Below are 22549 nucleotides of genomic sequence, written 5' to 3' on the forward strand. Positions count from 1 at the left end.
AATGACTTGGCAACATTGCCCGTTTTGCTTTGGAAAATGGAGGCATACTGCTCTTCCAAGTCTATCCATGGAATCAGCTCTGCTTTTTTGACCCAACGATTTTCAGGATTCATGGTAAGCCCCACGGGCTGATTGAAGTCATCGAATGATAATTGAGTATTAGGCTGCTTTTTGTACACATCTATCGCTCCATTTCCTTGAAAAGTGCAAAGAATTTGATAGTGGTTCATTGAAATCCTTGCACTTATTATATCAAAAACCATGGACATTTACCGTAATATCAACATATTTGAATTATTCAGTACACACTACTTATCAACATAAATAAAAAATTAGGGTTCAGATTTATCACTAAAGGCGGTACGAAAGGAGTTATAAATCTCTGGAAAGCTGTTCCATTAGTTGGCGCAGGCGTTGGATCAACATACGATTTTACAACGACTAAAGTTATTGCAAACCGTGCAAAGAAAATGTTTATTGAAAACGGACAGATTAATATTGGTGCACTAGAAGGAAAATAAATATAAGTTATTATTTTAAACATACAAAGAGAGCTAGCTATAAAAAATATGCCAGCTCTCTAAAAAAAGTATTTTGAAGCAGACTCCCGACCAGTTCTTTCTTAATTAACATTTGTATAAAAAGTATTTTTCTGGCAAATATTGTAATCTCACTGTACAAGAAAGCACACCGACAGATAATTATATTCAAAGTTTGGATAATGTAATTATAAAAACTCTTATTTTATAAGTACCGGCTCTATAATATATTTTTTACACTAATTGCTATTCACTAGTGAACCTCCAACACATTTTACATTTCCTCAGCTTTTATCTTTTATCTAATAGCTCATGCCCATGTAAACTCATTACAAATTAATATTTGTAAAAATATAAGTAAATAAAAAAGTAAGGAAACCAACAATTCTAAATTGTTTGAGTTTCCTTACTTTTTTTAATATATTTTGAATCTTAGAGATTCAACTTACAACTAGATGGTTATTTAAATGTTTTCAAATAATCTTTTATACCAGGTATACCACCTTCTATATATTCTTTCATCAATGCTGTACCTATAATAACTCCATCAGCATCATTATTAAAGACGGTCTCAGCGTCTTCCTTTGTTTTAATTCCAAACCCCACAAATGCAGGTATATCAGAAAATTTACGTATGTTCTTTATTGTATCTACATAGTCGGTAGGGACATCATCAAAGCTTCCTGTTTTACCTTCACCAGAAATCACATACGCAAATGTTTCATTGTTTTGTAATTTCTCTTTCATCTTTAGTCCATCCATTTTAGGTGGGTAAAGTTGTATGGGTTTATTTAAATCCTTTTTAGTTAAACTCTTATCCACACACAATAATCCGTCGTAAAGATTTTCATGGCTCAGTAAATCGTATTTCTCTACTCCAGCATAATATGTCATTAAAATAATCTTAAAATTAAATTTCTCTTTAATTTGCTTTAGTACTTCAATCAATTCAGCTTGTTTTAACCCGTTTTTCAAAACAGTGTCATGGGATTGCTGAATTATTTCACCATCCATGAAAGGATTCTCTACCGGAATTCCGAGCTCTAAATATGTTACACCTTCATTACTTAAAGCTTCTAAGATTTCAAAAAACCTTTCATTGTTTGGATAATTCAAAGTCATATAAAACATTATATGTTTCATTGGTTAACCTCCTATTAATTTCAGCAGTCCTCCTAATAATGGACCGTATAAAGTATAGTCTGTTTCACTTAAAATACGCATAATTGGTTCGTAGGATCCAACCATAGGAAGTAAAAACGCTTGACCAAATATTAGAACTAAACCATTTGCGAATGATCCAATAATCGCACCTCTTCTTCCTCCGTGAGCATTACCAAATATAGCAGTCGCAGCTCCAGTAAAGAATGTTGGGATCAAGGCAGGGAAAGCGACAATAGGATAATTAAATAGTCCCAGTACTAGCATTCCAATAATCCCTGCAAGTAGACTCATTAGAAATCCTAATATTACTGAAGTTGGATAATTTGGGAAAAGCAAGGGCACATCCAATCCGGGGATAGAATTTGGAATGATTTTATTTGCAAAACCATGAAAGGCTGCAATAATCTCAGAAAGCATCATTCTTACACCTGTTATTATAACCGTAATCCATACACCAAACTCTACACCTTTTAGAATTTGAATACACAACTATATCCTGACCACCACTGATGTTTTCTGATACCCATCCTGGGCCGGCAAGCAATGACACTATTAGGAATAATAGTGTCATTACAATAGTTAAGGAAATAGTCATCTCTCTTAAAAATTGGAATTTTTTGGATATTTGCATCGTTTCCAAATCTTTATCTTTATTACCAAATGCTTTAGCAAGTAAAGATGAAATGATTAAGCCTGAGGAGCTTGAATGAGCTAATGTAAAACCTTCCGCCCCTTTCACCTCTCCTGTGAAAAGCGCAACTGACGCACAAGAAAACGTCATATATAAGCCTAAAATAATAGCACCTACAATTACAAGAGCTATGAAACTTAGATCTGTGTTGAATTTAAGTAAGGCAGCAATTAAACCTGCGAAGAAAAAAGAGACATGTGCGGATAAATGTACATATTTAAAACGAGTAAAACGTGCAATTAATAAATTAGCGAGGAATCCAAAAGCAAAAATAAGTGCCATTTCTGTTCCGATTCCTGTTAAACTTTCAGCTTGTGCTTCTCCTATGTTTGTTGATAACATTTCTAGTCCAAAAACTTTAGATATCATCGGTTGTAAAGGAAGTAAGGCCATCCCAAGTGTTTGTCCACCAACATTTATTAAAGTAAATCCTATCATTGTTTTAATAACACTTGGTAAAATTTGGTGCCATTTTTTCTTTTCTGCCAACATACCTGCGATAACTACTAAACCAATTATAAATACAGCTTGACTTAAAACATTATTAATTAGATACAGTATAAAGTTCATATTCTTTCTACTCCTTTATAGTTAGTTGATATGCTTGAGTAATTGTTCTTCTAAATAAGCTTTATCCATCATATTGTCTATTCTTATAACAGTTCCATCTGCATTTCTCAAAGAATCAGCAAAATCAGATGTAGTAATAAGCAAATCATAATTACTCGGATCAACTGAACCGATATCAGAAGCATCGACTTCTGCTTCAATATTATGCTTTTCTAAAATTTGTTGAGTAAATACCCGCAACATCATACTACTCCCTACACCTGCACCACATATAGTAACAATTTTTAACATATTATTTTCCTCCTTTGATAATTTTCATTAATTCATCTTTGCTTGAAGCTTTTTTAATTTTATTTAACTTATTATTATCACCAAGTATATCTACTAACTCCGATAAAGCTCTCAAATGAGTTTGATGATCAACAGCACATAAACCGACTACAATACTTACCGGATCGTTAGTTGGGTGTCCAAACTTTATAGGCTTATCTAAAGTTACTATACTTAATCCGATTGCTTTTGCTCCCTTTTCCGGTCTTGCATGCGGCATGGCTATGCCTGGAGCGATAACAATATATGTTCCGTTTTCTTCAACGTTATCAATCATTGCTTGGATGTAACTTTCTTCAGCGTATCCCTCCTTTACAAGCAGTCTCCCACTTTCTCTAACTGCCTGATCTCTTGACTCACATTTTGCATTGACACTCAATAATCTTTCATTTAAAACTTCTAATAACATTGGTTGATAGCCTCCTTCTTCTATTCTCTTTGATATAGGTAAGCCAAAATACTGACTTAATTCAACTTTTAATTTATCTTCATCTAAAATTTGGGCATGATTAGAAATCTTGTCGATTAAAAACTCAATATCTATAGATCTTGTGGCTTTTTTCAGCATAGACGCTATTCTATCCTTATCTTTTTCAGAAAGATATGGATTAACTACAATGACGGGTATAGATGGATGATGGAAATCGACTGTAGATATAATTAAATTAACATCGTTTGATGCAAGCCATTCTTTTGCACTTCGAGCACTAAATGTTCCCAAAATATCCACATTAAAATTGGATACCATCCGAGTTTTAAGTATCTCTGATGTACTCATCCCTGCGTGACATACTATGATCACTCTGGACTTAGTTTCGATAGTTTTCTTATTTCGCTCGTAAGAAGAAGCGAAAAGTAAAGTAAAGTATGAAACCTCATGTTCAGAAAACTTAACCGCCAATTGGCTCTCTAATATCTTAATGCGCTTTAATACTTTGTCATGTAGCATGGGATATTTTTCCTTGATATATCCTAAGATAGGGTTGGTAATATATTCATTCATTTTAGCCCTTTTATAAGCAGGCCTTAGGTGATTAATGATTCCAAGAAATAACGTATCATCTCTTGTAAACTCACTAAACTTGTATGATTCAGAAACTTCTTCTATAAACTGTTGTGTCAAAAGCGAGTACAATATCCATCTCTCTGATAAAGACTGTCCTTCATCTAAAACAGAAGATTCAGATAATTTAGCCGCTATATATCTGCACTCTGAGTCAGGTATATTGTGTTGGTATACTTGCTCTAATTTCTTTTTGTTTTTCAATAAGTAGATGGTTTCTTTAGATTCAGAATCTTTAAATAATCCTGGCTCAAGCGGAAATCCTAAATGAATCCTCTGGTATGCAACCCACAGAGCTGATACTACTCTTTCAAATGATTCATCACTAATTTCCAAATTTATAGCAAGCGTAATTTCTGTTAGAAAGTTTTCCAGATTGTATAATAAAGTACCATCTTCGTAGTTGAAGTATTTTCTATCTTTTTCATTTAGTGTTTTTATTATTTTTTCTATAGCAATGCTTCTTATATCAATCTCATCACCTTCAAGTCTATATCCTTTAAATTGCATGCTCCTAACTATAATAGATTGCTGAGTAAATATGTTTTTAATATTTTTTATATCATTTAAAGCAGTCCCTCTAGAGATATAAAACTTTTTACACAAGTCTTCAATAGTAAAGTACTTTTTTTCTAAAATAATATATCTTATCATATTTTCTCGTCGACGTTGGATCTCATTTTCTCCAAATAAATCATTCTTCAACTCATCGATATGACTTTTTAGTTTTTCGCTAAAAGAAATCTCTCCACCAACATTTACAATCATAGGATAATTAAACGCTTTCAGTTTAACGTTAAGCTTTTTAATATCTGTATAAATCGTTCGTTCACTAACTTTCAACAAACTAGCTATTCTTTTGATGGATATTGCAGACACTTCTTCGGTTAACATTGATACAATCTTCGATAATCGACTATCCATAATCTTGCCTCCTAGGTTAAGTAAATTATATCAATCCATTTGAGCTTATACCAAAGTAATATTTTTTCAAATATTGAAAAAATATTAATCTTGACTAATTCCTGACAATTGTACTATGTATCGATATATTAAAGTATATAAGAACTTAAAAAGATTCTATGAATTACCATATAATTTTTAATTACAAAAAGAACTGATTATAAAAATATACCAGCTCTCTTATAGTATTATTTTAAGTAGTTCTCTCAAAAGATAAATCACTCTGTAAAGAACAATTCATTCTTCTACTGTCTGTACATGCCTAAATTTTCAAATTTATTTGTACATCTCCTTAATCCATCTGAGTTTAGGATATTACTAAGTAGACGTATAATTACTATAAGCTCCCTTTTAAATCTTTTGACACTCCCATCTTTTGAAACGATATAAAGCAATTACACTAAAGTTAGCTTCATTCTACCTTAATGTTTGTGAAAAACCTCTTTTGACCAACTGTAATATTGATATAAATAGTATCCTTTCATCGATGTCTATACCCCCCCAGTGTGTGGCCTTTGTGTTAAATGGAATAAGTGAATACTCTATTTAGTTTTCATGTACCGTTTCTACACAAAAAGCTTTGAGCCAAAACAGCTCAAAGCTTTTCTATATAAATCAATTATCTAGAGTACTTTCTTAGGTACGACTTTCTTTTGTTTCCAGCCCATGCTCCTGGCCCAGCGCTTGAAGTCGGCGGCTTCTTGTTTGTCTTCGGGTTCATTGATCGTTCTTAAGAAGTTCGCAAAGCCGCTCAAGCCACCGACGTCGTCCATGACATCTACCCCGTCTCTTGAAAGACAGACCGGCTTATGCTTAGTCAGCACAACTTCTTTAGCTGCGTCCACTTCGTCTTGTGTGACGGAGTGATCAGCCACTAGATCCTCACAGCTTTCCAACTTGGTCACCTTAACGATCCAGCTGTCACCGTAGTCATACTCGTAATACAACGCCTGTGTCACTGGGAAGCCAGAACCACTCAGCTCTTCGCCGACATAGCCTAACACGTCTGTGATCAGAAGACTCTCCATCAAACTTTCTATCCCGCTTTCCATCGCGATGGCCGCATTCATCTCGTCTAAGGTCATATCGACCAGTGCCTTCTTGCCTAACACTTTCGGTTCAGCTTCCGGATCTGTCTGTCTGCGCTCTAGATAGTCGGAGAAAGGTTCCTGTATCTCCAGCTCTTCGAACCGGTCTAGTAGTTCATTTACATCTGCTCTTGCCACGTCAGCTTGTTCAAAGTAACCACCGTATCGATACGGGCCCGTATATTTCCTGCGCAGCCAGGCGTTAAAATTACCGGAATTATAATCATCGTCCCAGAACAAATCATGTTCCGCTTCTGACGGCGGCTGAAACAGTACGCCGACCAGGTTTGACCAGCCTTTAACTGTCCCCTGAGTCAGCTCCTGATAGACATCTTCCGGTAAATTGAACTGCCTTAAGTGCGAATTCTGCCAGCCGAACAGTTTCTGCATCGCATAGTGCAGCGCGTGCAGGGTCATGTCAGAAGAGATCAGCACCTCTCTAGTGATACGGTCACCCGAAGATGACTCTCCGTACCGTTTCAGCATCACCTTCTCGTCACTGGACAAGTAGTCACTCATCAGTTCCAGCCTTAGTCGTACGGGTTTAATGTCTTTTTGAGTTTTTGGCATTCTTTACCCTCCACTTTATGAATTGTTACGTATGTCCTATTAGGTAAAGTGTATCATGTCTGTCTTCCAGATGGAATTAAAGCCTAGATCTTAACAAGTGAGATCCTGTTTGTGCTTCACTTGTTACGTTTATTCCGAAACGTGACTAGTGGACAGGTTAAATTGTGTAACTTGTAAAGATAAGCCTTAATCGTTATAAGTGAGACCAAACAGCGCACTCACTTGTGACGTTTCTACTCGTGAGTAAGAAAATAATCTTATGATGTGATTTTTCGCCTGGCGAAAAATTTCAAATGGAGCATTTCAAAGATATTTTGTTCAGATATCCTTGCGGATTTCTGGTAGCTATGACCGTTCAGTATAACCAAAATAATATTTTTCTCATAATGTTCACAAATTAAATATATATATTACAATAGTTAGTGAAACCGCTAACAAATAGCGGTTTATTATTTTTTTGGAGGAATCATTATTGGATTATGATAAAGAATATATGGACAACATGATGGACCGATTCGATGCCCTTATCAGATGTTCAGAAGATCAAAAAGCAAAACCCTATATGCTAGTACCGGAACAGAATGGATCTGACTTAAGGATCTTGTCAATTAACGAAGACAGTGTGCTCGACTTCTTAGATGTCGCGCTTGAGCAGACATATTTGCTGCTCGATGATGACTCGTTTTATGTGTGCGATCTGTCTAAGGATACCAGCACACCATACAATACCCTAGTCTTTCAGACCAATGGCAGCGTGCTTAAGTCAAAAGAGACCACGACCCACATCATCACCCGCTACATGAATTACATAGGTGTAGACTATAAAGCAACGATGCAGATGGGTAAGTCACTAGGTATCTTCAGTCAGTGTCCCTTCGTCTGCGGGACACTCTGCTTTACACCGCTTAGCGGAGCGAGCAAAAAACCTGTCAGCTGGCTCGGTCTTCATCATGTGCAGGCGATCACGGCGCACCAAAAAGCAACGTATTACAATATCGACGGCAAGCATGAACTGACACTCAATGTTTCGCATAAAACGGCCAGCCGTTTGATCAGGCAGACTAAGATCTTGTCCGATTCCCAGCAGCGGATGGCGACAGAATGGCTGGCACTCATGCATCATCAAAAAGAGTTCAGCAGCCGGCCAAACGTCGTGACGCGGTGCACTGTAAGCAGCCATTTCTCGCAGCCTCTGCCTCTTCTGTCAACCTGGCTGATGACCCTCAGCTTCCTTCAGGGACGCTGGATCGTCCAGGATCTACTCAAAGAAGGCGACCCACTGCTGGATCTACTCCCACCGGAAAAATTAAATGACGAAAACGAGATTAACGACGAAGACTGATCACTACCTCAACAGGACTGCCATCACTTGGTAGTCCCGTTTTAATGTTGCCGCTTTTGTCGTATACGGTTAAGTGAATCCATAACTTTCTGATTCATATCTTCATCAACCGGATCATCTACAACAGTGTACTCATCTTTGGCCCAGTCTGGTAGCGATTCACTCTTTGATACATGATTAGTGAATGACTTCTGGCGATTCTTGAAGGATCGGTCATAAGCCGAAATGTCTTCAAAGCTCCTTACGCCCTTCTTCTGGAAGTCTGTCAGTATGGCATTCATATAAGCAAACGACTTACCACTCATGTGCGTTCGTCTGATCGCTTCTAGAATGACTGACTGATCAAAAAGTGCTAGCCAGTCTTTCAGCTGTTTTTCTATTTGGGGTGTGGGCACTTGAACCTTTGATTCAAGTTCTTTAAGGATATGTAATAAATCATCATCGGAATCATTTGATCCTTTTTCATCTTGTGATGATGATTTACTTTCTTTTACTCTACTTTCCTTTACTTTACTTTGTGTAGTTAATGTAGACATTAATTCCGTTGAGTCTACATCACTGTCAACACAGCTAGTTTCTGCTAAAATTTCAGGATAAAGTGAGACAATACTTAAATTAGGATATTTCTCAATTTCCTGTTCGCTTAAAAGGACGTGCTCTCTAATTACAGGAACATCTTTACGACGACTCACTGCTTCAAAGTAGCGCTTTTGAATTCCACGACTGGTCAAAATACCGTAGTCGTTAAAAAGAGGCAGACTAAATAACCCCCAATGGAGACCGGCTTCTACAATGTCAGTGACGGTAGAAACAGCAATACCCGTCCTTCTGCTAAAGAGCTTCACTTCTTTTTCGCCCCAGTGATAGCTGTACCCTTCAGAGTAAATCTTCATTAACAATTTGACGATAACCGTAAACCCTTCGATACCAAAATCAGATTCGATCAATGCGATTTTATCATCCTGATCAAACGTAACATCCAGTGGGAAATAATTTAAACCTGATTGTAGTGGACGCGCCATAGTAAACACTCTCTTCTTCGTTATAATTTAGGAAATAGACTCTCCCTTATTAATAACGATAAGAATTTGGAAAGTGTAACCCTGAATCATGAACTATTTTAAGTGAGATCCAGACATATTTTATAACTATTGCAGTGTGAATACTTAGGATAAACAAACCGAAATGATACTCTACATATAATCATGTTTTACTATCTTTGACAGTTGAATAGTGTATGATAGTATAAAAATAACACTATTTAATAAGGATGATAACATGCAGGGATATAATTTATTAATGATTTACAATAAAGATATGACGCAACTATTAATGTGCAAAAGATTGAAAAATCCGTATAAAGGATTGAGCAATTTAGTCGGCGGCAAAATAAAAATAGAAAAATCTGGAACCGATGCAGCATGCAGAGAACTTTTTAAGGAAACAAATCTATCAGAAAAGGATGTAACACTACATCATTTAATTGATTTCACTTCCCATGTGTATAACATTTTTATGGGAGTATACGTACTGAACCGAGTATCCTACGGTTACCGCAACTTTGCAAATTATAAAATTCGAATCATATTGCACTTCAAACTCAATTAGTAAAAAGATCAAGCACCTGCAAAAAATGAACAGCACACATAAGCTGCTTAAGCGGCTGAGATGTACTCTTCAACAATGTAAAAAATTAGCTGTTATTTTTCAACAACGTTAGTTGTCATTGAACCGCAATTCCACAGTCGAAAATATTACACTAATAATTAAAGTATGGTAAATTATATATCCAGTTCATGAAGCTTATTTACTTTTTTAGCGGGAACCCCTACATATAGGCTATCGGTTTGGCAATCTTTATTAACTAATGCTCCAGCACCTATGACAACACCCTTACTTATCTTTGCTCCATTTAAAATCATCACTCCAGATCCTATCCAAACCCCCACACCAATTTCATAATCCCATTTAATCCCTTTTCCCGCTCTCCTGGTTTGAAAACTTATTTCATGAGAGCCAGTTAGTATACTTACATTGGGAGCAATATCACAATCATTATGAATTAATACATTTCCATTCCCTTCAATCGAAAAGTTTCTGTTAATCCAACAATTATCTCCTATTTCTAATGAAGCTCTACTACCAATATTTAGAGGAGCAACAATTTATGAATTGACACCAACTTTAATGCCAATACTATTTAATAATAATCTTTTTAATCTAAAGAAGTTCGTGCCTCTTAAAAAAGTATTGATGAAGTTTAATGTGATATAGAAATATATAGAATTAATGAATCTCATATATTACCCACCTTTTTATAATTTATATTTTTCATGCTTTAAACACACTCTTTGCTTTCTAAATGAAATTCACCATTATTTTTCTCTTACCATATAGAAAAAAATATAACTTCAAGCGATACCCTATCTAACGATTTAGTCACAGTAAGCGCGGGGTGAAAGGTTTATTAAGGGCTTTTATCCCTTTGGATGTGTACTGATTTCCTGAACGCAGTTAAGTCTTAAAAAAAATCTCCAGTTAATCCGTCGCAAGCAACCATGAGATGACAGCCGTAGGATTGATAGTGAGCATTATATTCTATATGTATTTGATGGAAAAAGGTATTAGAATGTATAGAATCGACATCACTGATTAACTCGGTATCGTTTTGAATTAAACGTGCTTTATCAAGCAGAGATTGATTTAATGCTAGTAGCTGACTAATGTTATCCCCGGTAAAACGATCCGGAAAGCGTGAGATTGACGACTGAGATGTAAACTGTTATTTACCGATTAAGAATTGAAAGATTGGATCTTGTAGTAACAAATTAACTGTTGAATCTGCCGAATATCCAGCGATTTACTACATAATAAACTTTTCTATTATCGCTAAGTTGTCATGTGAGAAATAAGCACGATTATTTTTAATATGGATCCAACGGTTAGCTAAATTGGATAATCCAAAGGTATTCATCAATTCTTTGGCTAAGACTAACCCCGAATCGCTTGATAAGCAACCGCCAGTATGTGAAATAGTGATGTTTGAATTGAATTTAACTTGATTTTGTGTAAGCTAGTAATGAGAAGAACTCCTTTCTTATGGTTGGTTTAGTCACCTTTATCATAGCAGAATGTTGTTCTTTTTTATCACTTAACAAGTGAAAAATTAAAAAGTAAAATATTACCTGTCGTTGAGCAGTTTCTAAACAATTTGACAATAAGTATGAATTATTCAGGATATAAGTTTGATTTCATTCTCTAATGAAATTACAGACAGTGCGATAAGATCCTGGAAAACCCAGGGCTTACAATTGTTCAAATATATTTTTATTATTTCTTCTCAGTTACTTCTTTAAAGCACGATCTTCCATTAACCAGTCAGAAACGATTTCGCCCCATTTTTCTTCATACATCATTCCTTTTTTCAAAGGGTTTTTTTCTATAGGCAACAGATCTTCGTCGGCGTACTTCTTAACAGTGGACCAACAAAAACCAGTCTGTTTTGATATTTCATTAATAGATAGTGATTTATTATTTCTTAGATTTTTGATATGATTAATTTCGGGCATTGCTAGCATCCTTTCACTTCCTCCACCATTATTAGTTTAGTCACCAATAACGGTAAGAGATTTTGATTGGGCTGGCAAGCCTTTTTTCTTTATGCAAGCTTCTAATATTTTCGTTGCAATACTATCTACTTTTATTTTGCACTAAACAACTTCAATGGTTTTCTTATCATCGATCATCTATGATGGTTATTAATTATTAAATTAGATAAATAAAATAATGTATACGACAGTAAATTAAGAGTCAAACTAATTAAACCAAATATTAGGAAAGATATCACTGCATTTTCAATGGTTAAGAATTCAGCAATTGACCTTACCGAAAAATAGTTAATAGACACTAAGATAAATGATGTAATAATACTCAAAATTATTTTTTTTACATTGATTATATCATTCACTATAGTAAGTAAGTACACTAGACTTGAAAATCGTGTTATATTATACGCTATAGCTGCACCTATAGCACCATATAGAGGGCTTAATAGGATATTTGAGATACTACCAGTAAATAGAATTATGATAATAGATATAGAGTATTCCTTATCCTTATTGAAAGGTATAAGGATGCCTCTATTTAGTAATGAGATTATCGGTAAAAATATTAAACTCACACTTAATATGCTTAAAACTGGAGCAACCATATCATAACCAGCACCAAAGAAAAAATTTACAAAATCATTGGAAACTGCTAGTATGCCACTAACAAAAATAACAGAAAATATATTTGAATAAAACAATCCTTTCTCTAAAATTCTATTTATATTTTCATTATCTTTTTTTGAGACATAATATGACATCCTTGGGCTTAAGGCATTTATAGCAGATTCTATAACTGAAAAAATCAGATTATCAATTTTTTTTGCTTGAGCATATATTCCCACATTAGAAGATGATGATTGTACTCTTAGAATAGTATTTTCAATAGATCCATATGATGAATTTAAAACTCTAGGAATTAGTAAATAGAAGGAGCCTAATAATAAATCTTTTTTTAAACTAAATTTCATATTATTATAATCTATATAATGACGGCTAGAAATGACCATTGTAAGATTTCCAATCAACATTCCTATTACATTTAATATTGAATAGGTTATTAACTGATTACTATCTTTAATGAACAAAAAAATTGAAACAGTAATAAAAACCTTTGCCATTACATTTCTCAGTATTGTTTTTTTTATTTCTTCTATTCCAATATAGAACCATGATATATCAAATATATTGGATAAAATCAATAAAGACTGAACAAAAAAAAGTTGTTTGCTTTGAGATTCCATCCAAACAACAAAAATAATATTATATATAGCAAAAACAAGTATTGAAATTATAAACTGTATAGAGACTAATTTGAAAAATAATTCATCTCGTTCAGTTTTACTTTCCAATTTAGCTACTTCCCTGATCCCAAAAGTTTCTATTCCAAATTGTGAGAGTATCACAAATAGCGAAGCTATAGATAATGTAAGACTATACTCACCCATTTGAGTGGAATCAAATATTCGAGTGACATAAGGTGTTGTAATAATGGGGACTATAAAAACTAAAAGTTGATATAGTGAACTATATACTATATTATTTCTCAACCTCTTATTACTTCTACTAGAATTCATATAATCCCCCCTAAGTTTTCTATATTATATTGAACAATCATTTATTTCTATATCAATTTATGTGTTTTTTTCATTATATTTCAAATCATAAAAAACATAAATTGCTAGGTATAGGTATAGGATAGGTCCCATGTTATTAGTACTAAAAAAAACCATTTCTCCCATGCTAACTAATACAGTTGCTAATGGCAGGAAAATCCATACTTTAAAATATTCCCATTTTTTCCATAATATGTTTAAGAAAAAAAAACTAAAAATAATGCCCCCTACGATTCCCCCATATCCTAATACAGCAAAAAATAAATTTCCAGGTTCTACTATATATTCTGTACTTATCACAAAACTTCTATTAGTAAGTACAGGCACCGCAAAACCAGTACCAAATAATGGATTCGACTTAAAATTATTTATTAAATTTCCAATTTGATTACCTCTAGAAGCTGTTACAGAGTCTAAAAGACCTCCAGTACCCTTTGATAAAAAATCATAGAGGAGTTCTGTGATTTCAGGATAAGAAAACAGAATACTTATAACTACGATTAGAAATAAATTAATTATAAAAACTTTTTTTAGTAAATTTATATTTATTAAAAACAAGTAAATAATTATCAAAATACTAGCTGCTATAAAACTTGTTCTTGCTTTAGACCACCATATGATGATAAAAGATAAAACAATAAATAAATGATAAATAAATGGAGATTTGTAGTCTTTTAATTGAAGTATCGTCATATTAAGTGCTATGAAAAGTACCATAGTAGTTCCTAGTATATTAGGATGATTAATAACTCCTCTAAATAGTCTTAAATTCGTTGGGTGATATCCTAAACCTAATATATATAATACTATTGAACCTAATACAATAGGGGAAAATATTCTGTGAAGCCAAGCAATCCAATCCAGCTTAGGACTAGTTTTATAGACACCTATTAATATACCTATAAAGACAAAGCCATATGAGAAAATTTTCATTAATGCAACTAATGGTAAAGTACTGAATAAAAATGAGGATACAGAACTATATATTAAATAGTACATGATAGGAATTATAAATTTATTGAGAGGACTTCTGTCTTTTATTTTAAAATAGTTCTTAACTAAGATCGCAGCGCAAGTAAATAGAACAATCCACTTTAAGTATTCATATTGAGACATTGAAGGAGCCAATTCAGGGTTTATGACACTCCTCAGAGTGACTATAACGATAGATTTAATTGATTCGTTTGATCCCTGAATACTAGAAACTATAATAAAAAATAGAAATAAAAGTAGTCCTGTACTATTTACAAAACTTAAAGTTACAAATAATAACATAAATATTCTATTAATTATGTTTGAATTAAGTTTTATATTGTAAATATTCATATAATCTTCCTTAGTAATTATTTGCAAGTATATCAAATGTTGTTTTTGCCATTTTTTCTATTGTATATTCGTGAGCTGTTTCTATACTTTTTACTGACATATGATATCTCAATCTTTCATTATTTAAAATGCTATTAGTTCTTTCAACGATTAAGTTAACATTATCTTTAGGAATTAGATAACCATTTACACTCTCCTTAACCATTTCTATACCTGCAACACAACTAGTAGTCGTTACAACAGGTAATCCATTTGCCATAGCCTCATTAATAACTAAACCCCATACATCCCCACGAGTTGGAAATACAAATAGATCTGCAGCTAAATAATATTCTTTTAGTATATTGTACTCTTGAAAATTAATAAAATGAACATTATTAATCTCATTGCGATTTTTCAAATCCAGTAATTCCTCTGTTGGATCACCTCCAATTATATAAATACCAGTATCTTCTTTTAGTTCTTTAGCTGCTTTTATCAGAGTATCAAAACCTTTACTGTGGATAAATCTACCAACGCTTAATATCATATTTCTATATGGAATATTCAAATTAGCCCGTATTTTTTCTTTTTCAGACATTGTTAGTGGTTGTTTTAAAATGTCTTTATTTTTCATCGTTGTAAACGGATAATTATAGATATATTCTTTATCAGCACCATAATATAACAAATAATTATTTGTTGCTTTCCCTGTACTTAACCACGCATTAGCTTTAGAGATAAGCTTCTTCTTTAAAATATGTTTAAAAAAACTTTCATCATAATCTATTAATCCTCCATCAACGCTAATAATAAACGGTATCCTTAAATAACTTAAAAACAATACTGAAAATCTTCCTATTTTAGTACTATAGTTAGAAACAATAATTACATCATATTTAAACTTATTAAAACAACTTAATAATTTGCTTATATTATTTTCAAGAATGATTCCATTAAATTCATCAAAATTAAAATCAAACCAATTATTATCTCTTTTATTGGATTTGTCTTTATCAAACAACACTGTTAGTTTACAGTGTTTTCCTAGTTCATTAAAGAATGAAACCTTATAGGGTGATGGTATTGCAGTTAAATATAAAACTGATAACAATTTAATTTTCCTTTCCTGACAGATTAGTAGACTATTACCAATTTCAGAAGTTTATATAATACTATTTAATAAGTATTTCCCTTTGTATTTCTAAAAATGATCCCATTAGATAATCATAATACTTATCTGAAAATTTGGCTAATCCTCCAGATGGGGTAAATGTTAATTCTCCAAAATATATTTTTCCGCTAACACAATATAAATCAACTCGAACATATAAAAAAACACTTGAAAGCTTCTTTGCGGCTAAAATAATTTCTGACAATTCTTTAGGTTTTTTTGGTTCTTTCTTAAAGGCTGGAGTACCTTTATAAAAAGGTAATTTTTCCCATTTCGCTGTATAATAATTCCCTTTTCTTACATTATTTTCGTTACCATTTACTTGAATTATTTTGGGAACCCCTTCATAACAATGAACTTTATACTCGATTAAATCTTCTTCATCACTAATTAGTTCTTCAATTACAATATTAGGTTTAATGTTTTTATAGTTTCTTTCTCCTGTCTCAAGATAATAGTTAATTTTTAACCATTGTGAAGAGATCTCCTTAAGCTTATTAAAATCTTCTTTTTTTAAATCATTAACTATATAATTATAACCGGATGTGTGTGAGGCTTTCATGATAAAACTTTTAGGCAAATTATGAAATTCAATTTCTTTATCACTTTCAATTACTTTTATCAAAGGTATTAAATAATCTTTACCTAGATTATCGGAAACATATTCACGAACAGTATATTTATCTACAAATCTTCCTAAATTTTCAATATTTGCATTCAGTTTAATCCATTGAATTTTTTCATTGAAAGTTTCTGGATTTTTTAGATTTGGAAAATACCCTAAGTTTCTATAAGATAATAAGCTGTTTAATTTCTTATCACCCATAATGTTTCTAAGATACTTTAATTTATTTCTTCTTTTAATATTCCTTTGATTATTGATCATTATTACCACCTACGAAATTTTTACATAATCTATGTAAAATATATTTATATTCTCTTGCTTTTTCTAATTGTCTATTTTCTACGTCAAAGCTATTAAAAATATCTCTCTTTATAGTATTATGACTTAACGTATCAGTATCAATTAATTCCTCAATCTGTTTTGAGAAACTACTTGGCGATTCTAATTTGTATATCCAACCATACTTTTGTATGACAATATCTTGCCAGGGCGTTTGATCGCTAATTAATACCGGGATTGAAGCTTGCAATGCTTCTGAAATAACATGACCGTAATTTTCCGACTTAGTAGGAAAATAAAATAAATCATATCTTGAAAGAGTTGATATAACTTTATCATTAGATAATTCACCTCTATAATTAACACGAATATTATTTGGTAAATTAGAAATGATTTTTTTACACTCCCTCCAATAGTTCTCTTCTTCAATTGTACCGTATATATCGAATTCAATATATTTACTGATATTATTTAATGACTTTAGGGCATAATCTAGATTCTTTTTTTGTGTAATCCTTGATAAAAAAACGATGCTCAAAAGATCTTCTTTTTTTGTGTTCAGCGTTAATTCTTTTTTTGCATTTGGAATATTAGACACTTGGAGAATTTTATCAGTATTTAAAAGTAATTTAACTTGATGAAATTCATCATCTGCAGTAGTAAGATAAAAAATATTATTTAGAATTTTAAATGTTTTGATTACTTTTATATATAATGTTTTTTTTATTTTTTTGATACCTAAAGCACCTTGTGAAAGCTCTCCTCTTGGCATAATTACAATAGGTGTATTAATATTAAGTAATTTTCTTAATATTAATATTTTCACAGTATCAGTACTAAAAAAACTATTTAAAAACAATAGAGAAAAATTCTGCTCTGATAATATTCTCCAAATGTTTTTATATTTATTTTGGTCCGAAGAGTAAAATATATTTACATCGTCATATACATTCCATTTATCTGTATAAATATTATCGTAAATTTCATTTGTTCCTAAGTCGTGATTTGATGTAAAAATAAAAAATTCAAAATCGTCTGACAAAGCCTCCACCAAATTCTTCACACTTTGTATAGGTCCTCCCCCACGATAACCTGGTAGATATGAATTAACACTCAAAAATACTTTCTTTCTACTCATAATTATTTTCTCCAAACTGTTCTATTTACATAGTGTGTATAACTAATGAGGATTCGTAATATTTTCTCCGATACATTATCCATACTGTAGTCTTTAACAATTCTAAGTGTACTTATATTTTGAGTTTCTAAAACTTTTAACCCCTGTAAAATTTGTTCCTTATATAATCCAACCATCATTACAGTACTTTCTTCAATTGCTTCTGGACGTTCATGAGACTCACGTATATTTAATGCTTTGAATCCCAATATGGAGGACTCCTCACTAATAGTTCCGCTATCACTCAACACAGCTTTAGACTCCTTTTGAAGTTTCACATAATCATTGAATCCAAGTGGTTTCATTGTATTAATTAAAGAATTAAACTTTATGTTTTTAGATTCAATCATTTTTCTAGTTCTAGGATGTGTACTTAAAATTATTGGAAGTTGGTATTTTTCTGCTATTATGTTTAAGCTTTCCACTAAATCTTTAAAATTATGTTCATAATTAATGTTCTCTTCTCTATGAGCTGAGACAACAAAATACTTATCTTTTTCTAGATTTAATCTTTGAAGTACATCAGATCTTTCAATGTCTTCTTTTTTTGAATTTAAAACCTCAAACATAGGACTTCCAGTTTTAATGATCCTATCAGCTGGCAAGCCTTCTCTTAAGAGATATTCTCTAGCAATGTCACTGTATGTTAGATTAATATCCGCTGTATGATCAACAATCTTCCTATTGGTTTCCTCGGGTACTCTTTGATCAAAACATCTGTTTCCAGCTTCCATATGAAAAATTGGGATTTTTCTTCTTTTCGCAGCTATCGCACATAAACAGCTATTAGTATCTCCTAGTACTAGAAATGCATCTGGTTGAACTTCTTCAAGGATTGGGTCTACTTTTACAAGAATATTTCCAATAGTTTCTACTGCAGTCCCTGTTGCTGCATTTAAAAAGTAATCGGGTTTCTTTAAGTTAAAATCCTCAAAAAAAACTTCGTTAAGTTCGTAGTCATAGTTTTGTCCGGTATGAACAAGAACATGGTCTATAGCTTCTGACTCTTCTAATTTATTTATAACAGCTGACAATCTAATAATCTCAGGTCTTGTACCAACAACTGTCATAACTTTTAGTTTTTTCATTAGTTAAACCTCCACATAATAAGTATCAGGATTGTCTGGATCAAATGACTCATTGGCCCACATTACCGTAACCATGTCTACGTCACCCAAATTTTCTATATTGTGAGTATAGCCCGTTGGTATATCTACAACTTGTAATTTATTACCGTTAACAAAATACTCTATAACTTCTTTTGAATGTATGTTTCTAAAACGAATGACCCCTTCACCGCTAACTACCAAAAACTTCTCATTTTTAGTATGGTGCCAATGGTTTCCTTTTGCAATTCCAGGTTTAGATATGTTTACAGAGACCTGCCCTCGATCAGGAGTTTTTAAAAACTCAGTGAATGAACCTCTATTATCGACGTTCATTTTCAAATCATAATTAAATTGATCTTCAGGTAGGAAACTCAGATAAGTACTGTACAGCTTTTTGATAAATGAATCAGACATATCCGGAACAGATTTATCTTTTCTACTCTTTTTGAATGAATATATCAATTCAACTATTTCACCTAACGTTCTAGTATGTACTACTGGAACTTCACAGAATGATTCTACTTTATTTTCTTTGCCTTCTAATGCATTAATCAGTTCTTTAACTACATCATCGATATAAACTAGGTTCATAACGACACTCGGATCATTTACTGTAATATCTAAATCATGCGCGACGTTATGACAGAATGTAGCTACTGCACTGTTGTAGTTAGGCTTACTCCATTTACCAAACACATTTGGAAATCTATAAATGAGTATTTTAGCCCCAGTTTCTTCACTATACTTAAATAATAATTCTTCTCCAGCTCTTTTACTCTCTCCATAAGGATTGTCTAACTCCGCTTGAATCGAGGAAGAAATCATGACAGGACAAGTATTGTTATACTTCTTTAACGTATTTAGTAATTCGGATGTGAATCCAAAGTTACCTTGCATGAATTCAGATTGATCTTTGGGACGATTTACACCTGCTAGATGGAAAACAAAATCAGCTTTTTTACAGTAGTCCTCAAGAAGTGAAGACTCAGTATCCTTATCAAATTCAAAGATATCGGTATATCCTCTGTTATTCAGCTCTGCAATTAAATTCTTACCTATAAATCCTTTTGAACCAGTAACTAAAATATTCACTACTTATTCCAACTTTCCAGCTGTTCTTTAACATAGTCAAGTTGTAACAGTCTTTCTTTTATTCCTTCTATGTCAAGTCGTGTTGTATTGTGGGAATTATATTCTTCTTCGGTAGAAAGTTCTTCGTCTCCTTCGACAAAATACTTATCATAGTTCAAATCTCTCTTGTCCGCTGGAACCCGATAGAAACCACCCATATCTTCAGCAACTACATGTTCTTCTTTAGTCAAAAGAGTCTCATAAAGTTTTTCGCCATGACGTGTACCGATCACTTGAATATCGTTGTCTGAGTTAAACAGTTCTTTAACAGCTTGAGCTAAATCACCAATAGTAGATGCCGGAGATTTTTGAACCATGATGTCTCCAGCTTCAGCATTTTTAAAGCCGAAAACAACAAGTTCTACAGCTTCTTCAAGGCTCATTAAGAATCTAGTCATATTGGGATCTGTAACAGTCAAGGGTTGTCCATTCTTGATTTGATCAATAAATAAAGGGATGACTGACCCTCTTGAAGCCATAACGTTACCGTACCTTGTTCCACTGATCAACGTTCTATCAGGATCCACAGTTTTTGCTTTAGCGACAAAGACTTTTTCCATCATAGCTTTTGAAATGCCCATTGCATTTATTGGGTATGCTGCCTTATCGGTAGATAGACATATAACCTTTTTGACACCCATTTCTATAGCGACAGTCAAAACGTTATCTGTTCCTAATACATTAGTCTTAACTGCTTCTAAGGGGAAAAACTCACATGAGGGCACTTGTTTAAGAGCAGCTGCATGAAATATATAATCAACGCCATACATGGCGTTTTTCACACTTTCTTTATCCCGAACATCGCCTATGTAAAATTTCAACTTGTCACTTTTATAAACTTTTCGCATATCATCTTGTTTTTTTTCGTCTCGAGAAAAAATACGTATTTCTTTGATATCTGTCTCGAGAAATCTTTTCATAACAGCATTTCCAAATGAACCTGTACCGCCAGTTATTAACAATGTTTTGTTTTTAAACATCTCATCACCCTATCCTATATATTGAAGTAGTTATCCATTCTATTAAGAAGCTCAGTTTTATTAAAGTGTTTATCGTAATAATCTCTTGCATTTATACCATACTGCTTACGCTCTTTTTCAATTCGAGTCGTAAGAGATATGATATTATTTGCTAGTTCTCCTACATTTCCTGGTTCACTACAAAAACCTGACTTTGATTCATTAATAATTTTTGCAGTTTCCCCTGAAGCAGATGCAATGCTTGGGATCCCACATGCCATATAAGACTGCAACTTGGCTGGAATAGTTTTTGCGAATAAAGGACTATCCGTCAAGCCTAAGTATGCCGCGTCATTAGCTGCCATAAGTTCGGGGATTCTCGTTGCAGGTTGTTTAGGAATGAAATTAAACATGTCATTCAATTTCATATCATCGACAATATTAATAAAATCATTCTTAAATCGTCCATCTCCTACAATGTTAAATCTTATTTTCTGACTTGATTGATCCTTTATAATATTTGCTACCTGAGGTAAAATGTCTAGGCCTTGCGCCATTCCAATGTTGCCAGCAAAAATTATATTGAAGGCATCATCTACAGGTATCTCAGGCACTACTTCTTTGTCCAGAGGTTCATAAAAATCTTCAGCAAACTGTGGCCAATATTCGATCTTCTCCATTGGAACGCCACGTTCATGTATTGACTTGGTGAAACTTTTAGAAGTAGTAAATATCTTTGTACATCCTTGATAAATGTAATCAACCATTTTGCCTATTGCATTGATGATGTATTTATTTTTTATTCCAGTAATAATTTCTACATTCTCCGGCCATAAATCCTGTACATAAAGATAACAAGGGATGTTTGTCTTATCTGCATACCATACCCCGGGAAGTGCTTGGGTCATTGGCGAGACTTCGAAAACAAACACATAATCAGCTTTAATTTTAGTGAATACTTTCCATATATAACCAGATAATACAAATGATAAGTAATTTAAAACGAGCATAAGGGAATTGTTTCCTCTTGGGATCAAAGGTAATCTTATAATATCAATACCATTGTATTTCTCTTTTCTTTTTTTGAATAATCCAAAACCATCAAAATATTTACCCTGAGGATAGTTAGGAATACCCGTAACAACTGTCACCTTGTATCCTCTTTTTACCCATTCAGTACAAATATCATTGATACGAAACTGTTCTGGGTAGAAGTATTGAGATATGACTAATATATGTTTTTTCATTT

Annotated in this window: 18 protein-coding genes and 3 pseudogenes; 2 read left to right on the plus strand and 19 right to left on the minus strand. The window is 32.9% G+C overall.

What is annotated here, in order from left to right; translation table 11 throughout:
- The 6 genes and pseudogenes from BMX83_RS10750 to BMX83_RS05755 all read right to left on the minus strand — a co-directional run.
- Positions 1-179 (minus strand): annotated as a pseudogene (locus BMX83_RS10750) (IS5/IS1182 family transposase); the annotation flags it as partial.
- Between the two features lie 819 nt (positions 180-998).
- On the minus strand, positions 999-1682 hold the full coding sequence (gene trpA / locus BMX83_RS05735) for a tryptophan synthase subunit alpha (RefSeq protein WP_091634586.1): 684 nt from the start codon (positions 1680-1682) through the stop codon (positions 999-1001).
- Positions 1683-1685: 3 nt separating this feature from the next.
- Positions 1686-2964 (minus strand): annotated as a pseudogene (locus BMX83_RS05740) (PTS ascorbate transporter subunit IIC).
- A gap of 21 nt (positions 2965-2985) precedes the next feature.
- Positions 2986-3255: a PTS sugar transporter subunit IIB gene (locus tag BMX83_RS05745; RefSeq protein ID WP_091634589.1), complete on the minus strand. Its 270-nt coding sequence runs from the start codon at positions 3253-3255 to the stop codon at positions 2986-2988.
- 1 nt (position 3256) lies between these two features.
- Positions 3257-5281: a BglG family transcription antiterminator gene (locus BMX83_RS05750; RefSeq protein ID WP_091634591.1), complete on the minus strand. Its 2025-nt coding sequence runs from the start codon at positions 5279-5281 to the stop codon at positions 3257-3259.
- Positions 5282-5943: 662 nt separating this feature from the next.
- Positions 5944-6978, minus strand: coding sequence for an IS1096 element passenger TnpR family protein (locus tag BMX83_RS05755; RefSeq protein WP_091634594.1), 1035 nt, complete (start codon positions 6976-6978; stop codon positions 5944-5946).
- Between the two features lie 472 nt (positions 6979-7450).
- Here BMX83_RS05755 and BMX83_RS05760 point away from each other — a divergent pair, with 472 nt between their 5' ends.
- Complete coding sequence (locus tag BMX83_RS05760; protein WP_091634597.1) at positions 7451-8320, plus strand: competence protein ComK; 870 nt, start codon at positions 7451-7453, stop codon at positions 8318-8320.
- Between the two features lie 41 nt (positions 8321-8361).
- Here BMX83_RS05760 and BMX83_RS05765 read toward each other — a convergent pair whose 3' ends face one another.
- Positions 8362-9342, minus strand: a complete 981-nt coding sequence (locus BMX83_RS05765; RefSeq protein ID WP_091634599.1) for a Lin1244/Lin1753 domain-containing protein — start codon at positions 9340-9342, stop codon at positions 8362-8364.
- Positions 9343-9598: 256 nt separating this feature from the next.
- Here BMX83_RS05765 and BMX83_RS10905 point away from each other — a divergent pair, with 256 nt between their 5' ends.
- On the plus strand, positions 9599-9928 hold the full coding sequence (locus BMX83_RS10905) for an NUDIX domain-containing protein (RefSeq protein ID WP_091634602.1): 330 nt from the start codon (positions 9599-9601) through the stop codon (positions 9926-9928).
- Positions 9929-10101: 173 nt separating this feature from the next.
- Here BMX83_RS10905 and BMX83_RS10910 read toward each other — a convergent pair whose 3' ends face one another.
- The 12 genes and pseudogenes from BMX83_RS10910 to BMX83_RS05830 all read right to left on the minus strand — a co-directional run bounded on the left by BMX83_RS10910 (position 10102) and on the right by BMX83_RS05830 (position 22547).
- Positions 10102-10269 (minus strand): acyltransferase, encoded by a 168-nt coding sequence (locus BMX83_RS10910; protein ID WP_177170515.1) that lies wholly within the window; start codon positions 10267-10269, stop codon positions 10102-10104.
- Between the two features lie 572 nt (positions 10270-10841).
- A pseudogene (locus BMX83_RS05780) lies at positions 10842-11360 on the minus strand (transposase).
- A 304-nt stretch (positions 11361-11664) separates the two neighbouring features.
- Entirely contained in the window at positions 11665-11898 is a 234-nt protein-coding gene (locus BMX83_RS05785) for a hypothetical protein (protein ID WP_091634606.1), read from the minus strand.
- A gap of 164 nt (positions 11899-12062) precedes the next feature.
- Complete coding sequence (locus BMX83_RS05790) at positions 12063-13502, minus strand: oligosaccharide flippase family protein (protein WP_091634609.1); 1440 nt, start codon at positions 13500-13502, stop codon at positions 12063-12065.
- Positions 13503-13559: 57 nt separating this feature from the next.
- Complete coding sequence (locus BMX83_RS05795; RefSeq protein WP_091634612.1) at positions 13560-14867, minus strand: O-antigen ligase family protein; 1308 nt, start codon at positions 14865-14867, stop codon at positions 13560-13562.
- Between the two features lie 10 nt (positions 14868-14877).
- The gene (locus tag BMX83_RS05800) at positions 14878-15960 is read right to left on the minus strand and encodes a glycosyltransferase family 4 protein (RefSeq protein ID WP_091634614.1); all 1083 of its coding nucleotides are present in this window, start codon (positions 15958-15960) and stop codon (positions 14878-14880) included.
- Positions 15961-16021: 61 nt separating this feature from the next.
- The gene (locus tag BMX83_RS05805) at positions 16022-16906 is read right to left on the minus strand and encodes an ATP-grasp fold amidoligase family protein (protein ID WP_091634617.1); all 885 of its coding nucleotides are present in this window, start codon (positions 16904-16906) and stop codon (positions 16022-16024) included.
- Positions 16896-18062 (minus strand): glycosyltransferase, encoded by a 1167-nt coding sequence (locus BMX83_RS05810; protein WP_091634619.1) that lies wholly within the window; start codon positions 18060-18062, stop codon positions 16896-16898. The genes BMX83_RS05805 and BMX83_RS05810 overlap by 11 nt, the downstream gene beginning before the upstream one ends.
- A 2-nt stretch (positions 18063-18064) precedes the next feature.
- Positions 18065-19189, minus strand: a complete 1125-nt coding sequence (gene wecB, locus BMX83_RS05815; protein ID WP_091634622.1) for a non-hydrolyzing UDP-N-acetylglucosamine 2-epimerase — start codon at positions 19187-19189, stop codon at positions 18065-18067.
- A 3-nt stretch (positions 19190-19192) separates the two neighbouring features.
- Positions 19193-20302 carry a capsular polysaccharide biosynthesis protein CapF gene (locus BMX83_RS05820; RefSeq protein ID WP_091634625.1) on the minus strand — a complete coding sequence of 370 codons (1110 nt, stop codon included), beginning with the start codon at positions 20300-20302 and terminating at the stop codon, positions 19193-19195.
- Positions 20302-21321 carry a polysaccharide biosynthesis protein gene (locus BMX83_RS05825; protein ID WP_091634628.1) on the minus strand — a complete coding sequence of 340 codons (1020 nt, stop codon included), beginning with the start codon at positions 21319-21321 and terminating at the stop codon, positions 20302-20304. The genes BMX83_RS05820 and BMX83_RS05825 overlap by 1 nt, the downstream gene beginning before the upstream one ends.
- A gap of 14 nt (positions 21322-21335) precedes the next feature.
- On the minus strand, positions 21336-22547 hold the full coding sequence (locus tag BMX83_RS05830) for a glycosyltransferase family 4 protein (protein ID WP_091634630.1): 1212 nt from the start codon (positions 22545-22547) through the stop codon (positions 21336-21338).
- Between the last annotated feature and the right edge of the window lie 2 nt (positions 22548-22549).

Origin of the sequence: Alkalibacterium gilvum (genome assembly GCF_900109085.1) — a bacterium.
In the GTDB taxonomy this organism is placed as follows: domain Bacteria; phylum Bacillota; class Bacilli; order Lactobacillales; family Carnobacteriaceae_A; genus Alkalibacterium; species Alkalibacterium gilvum.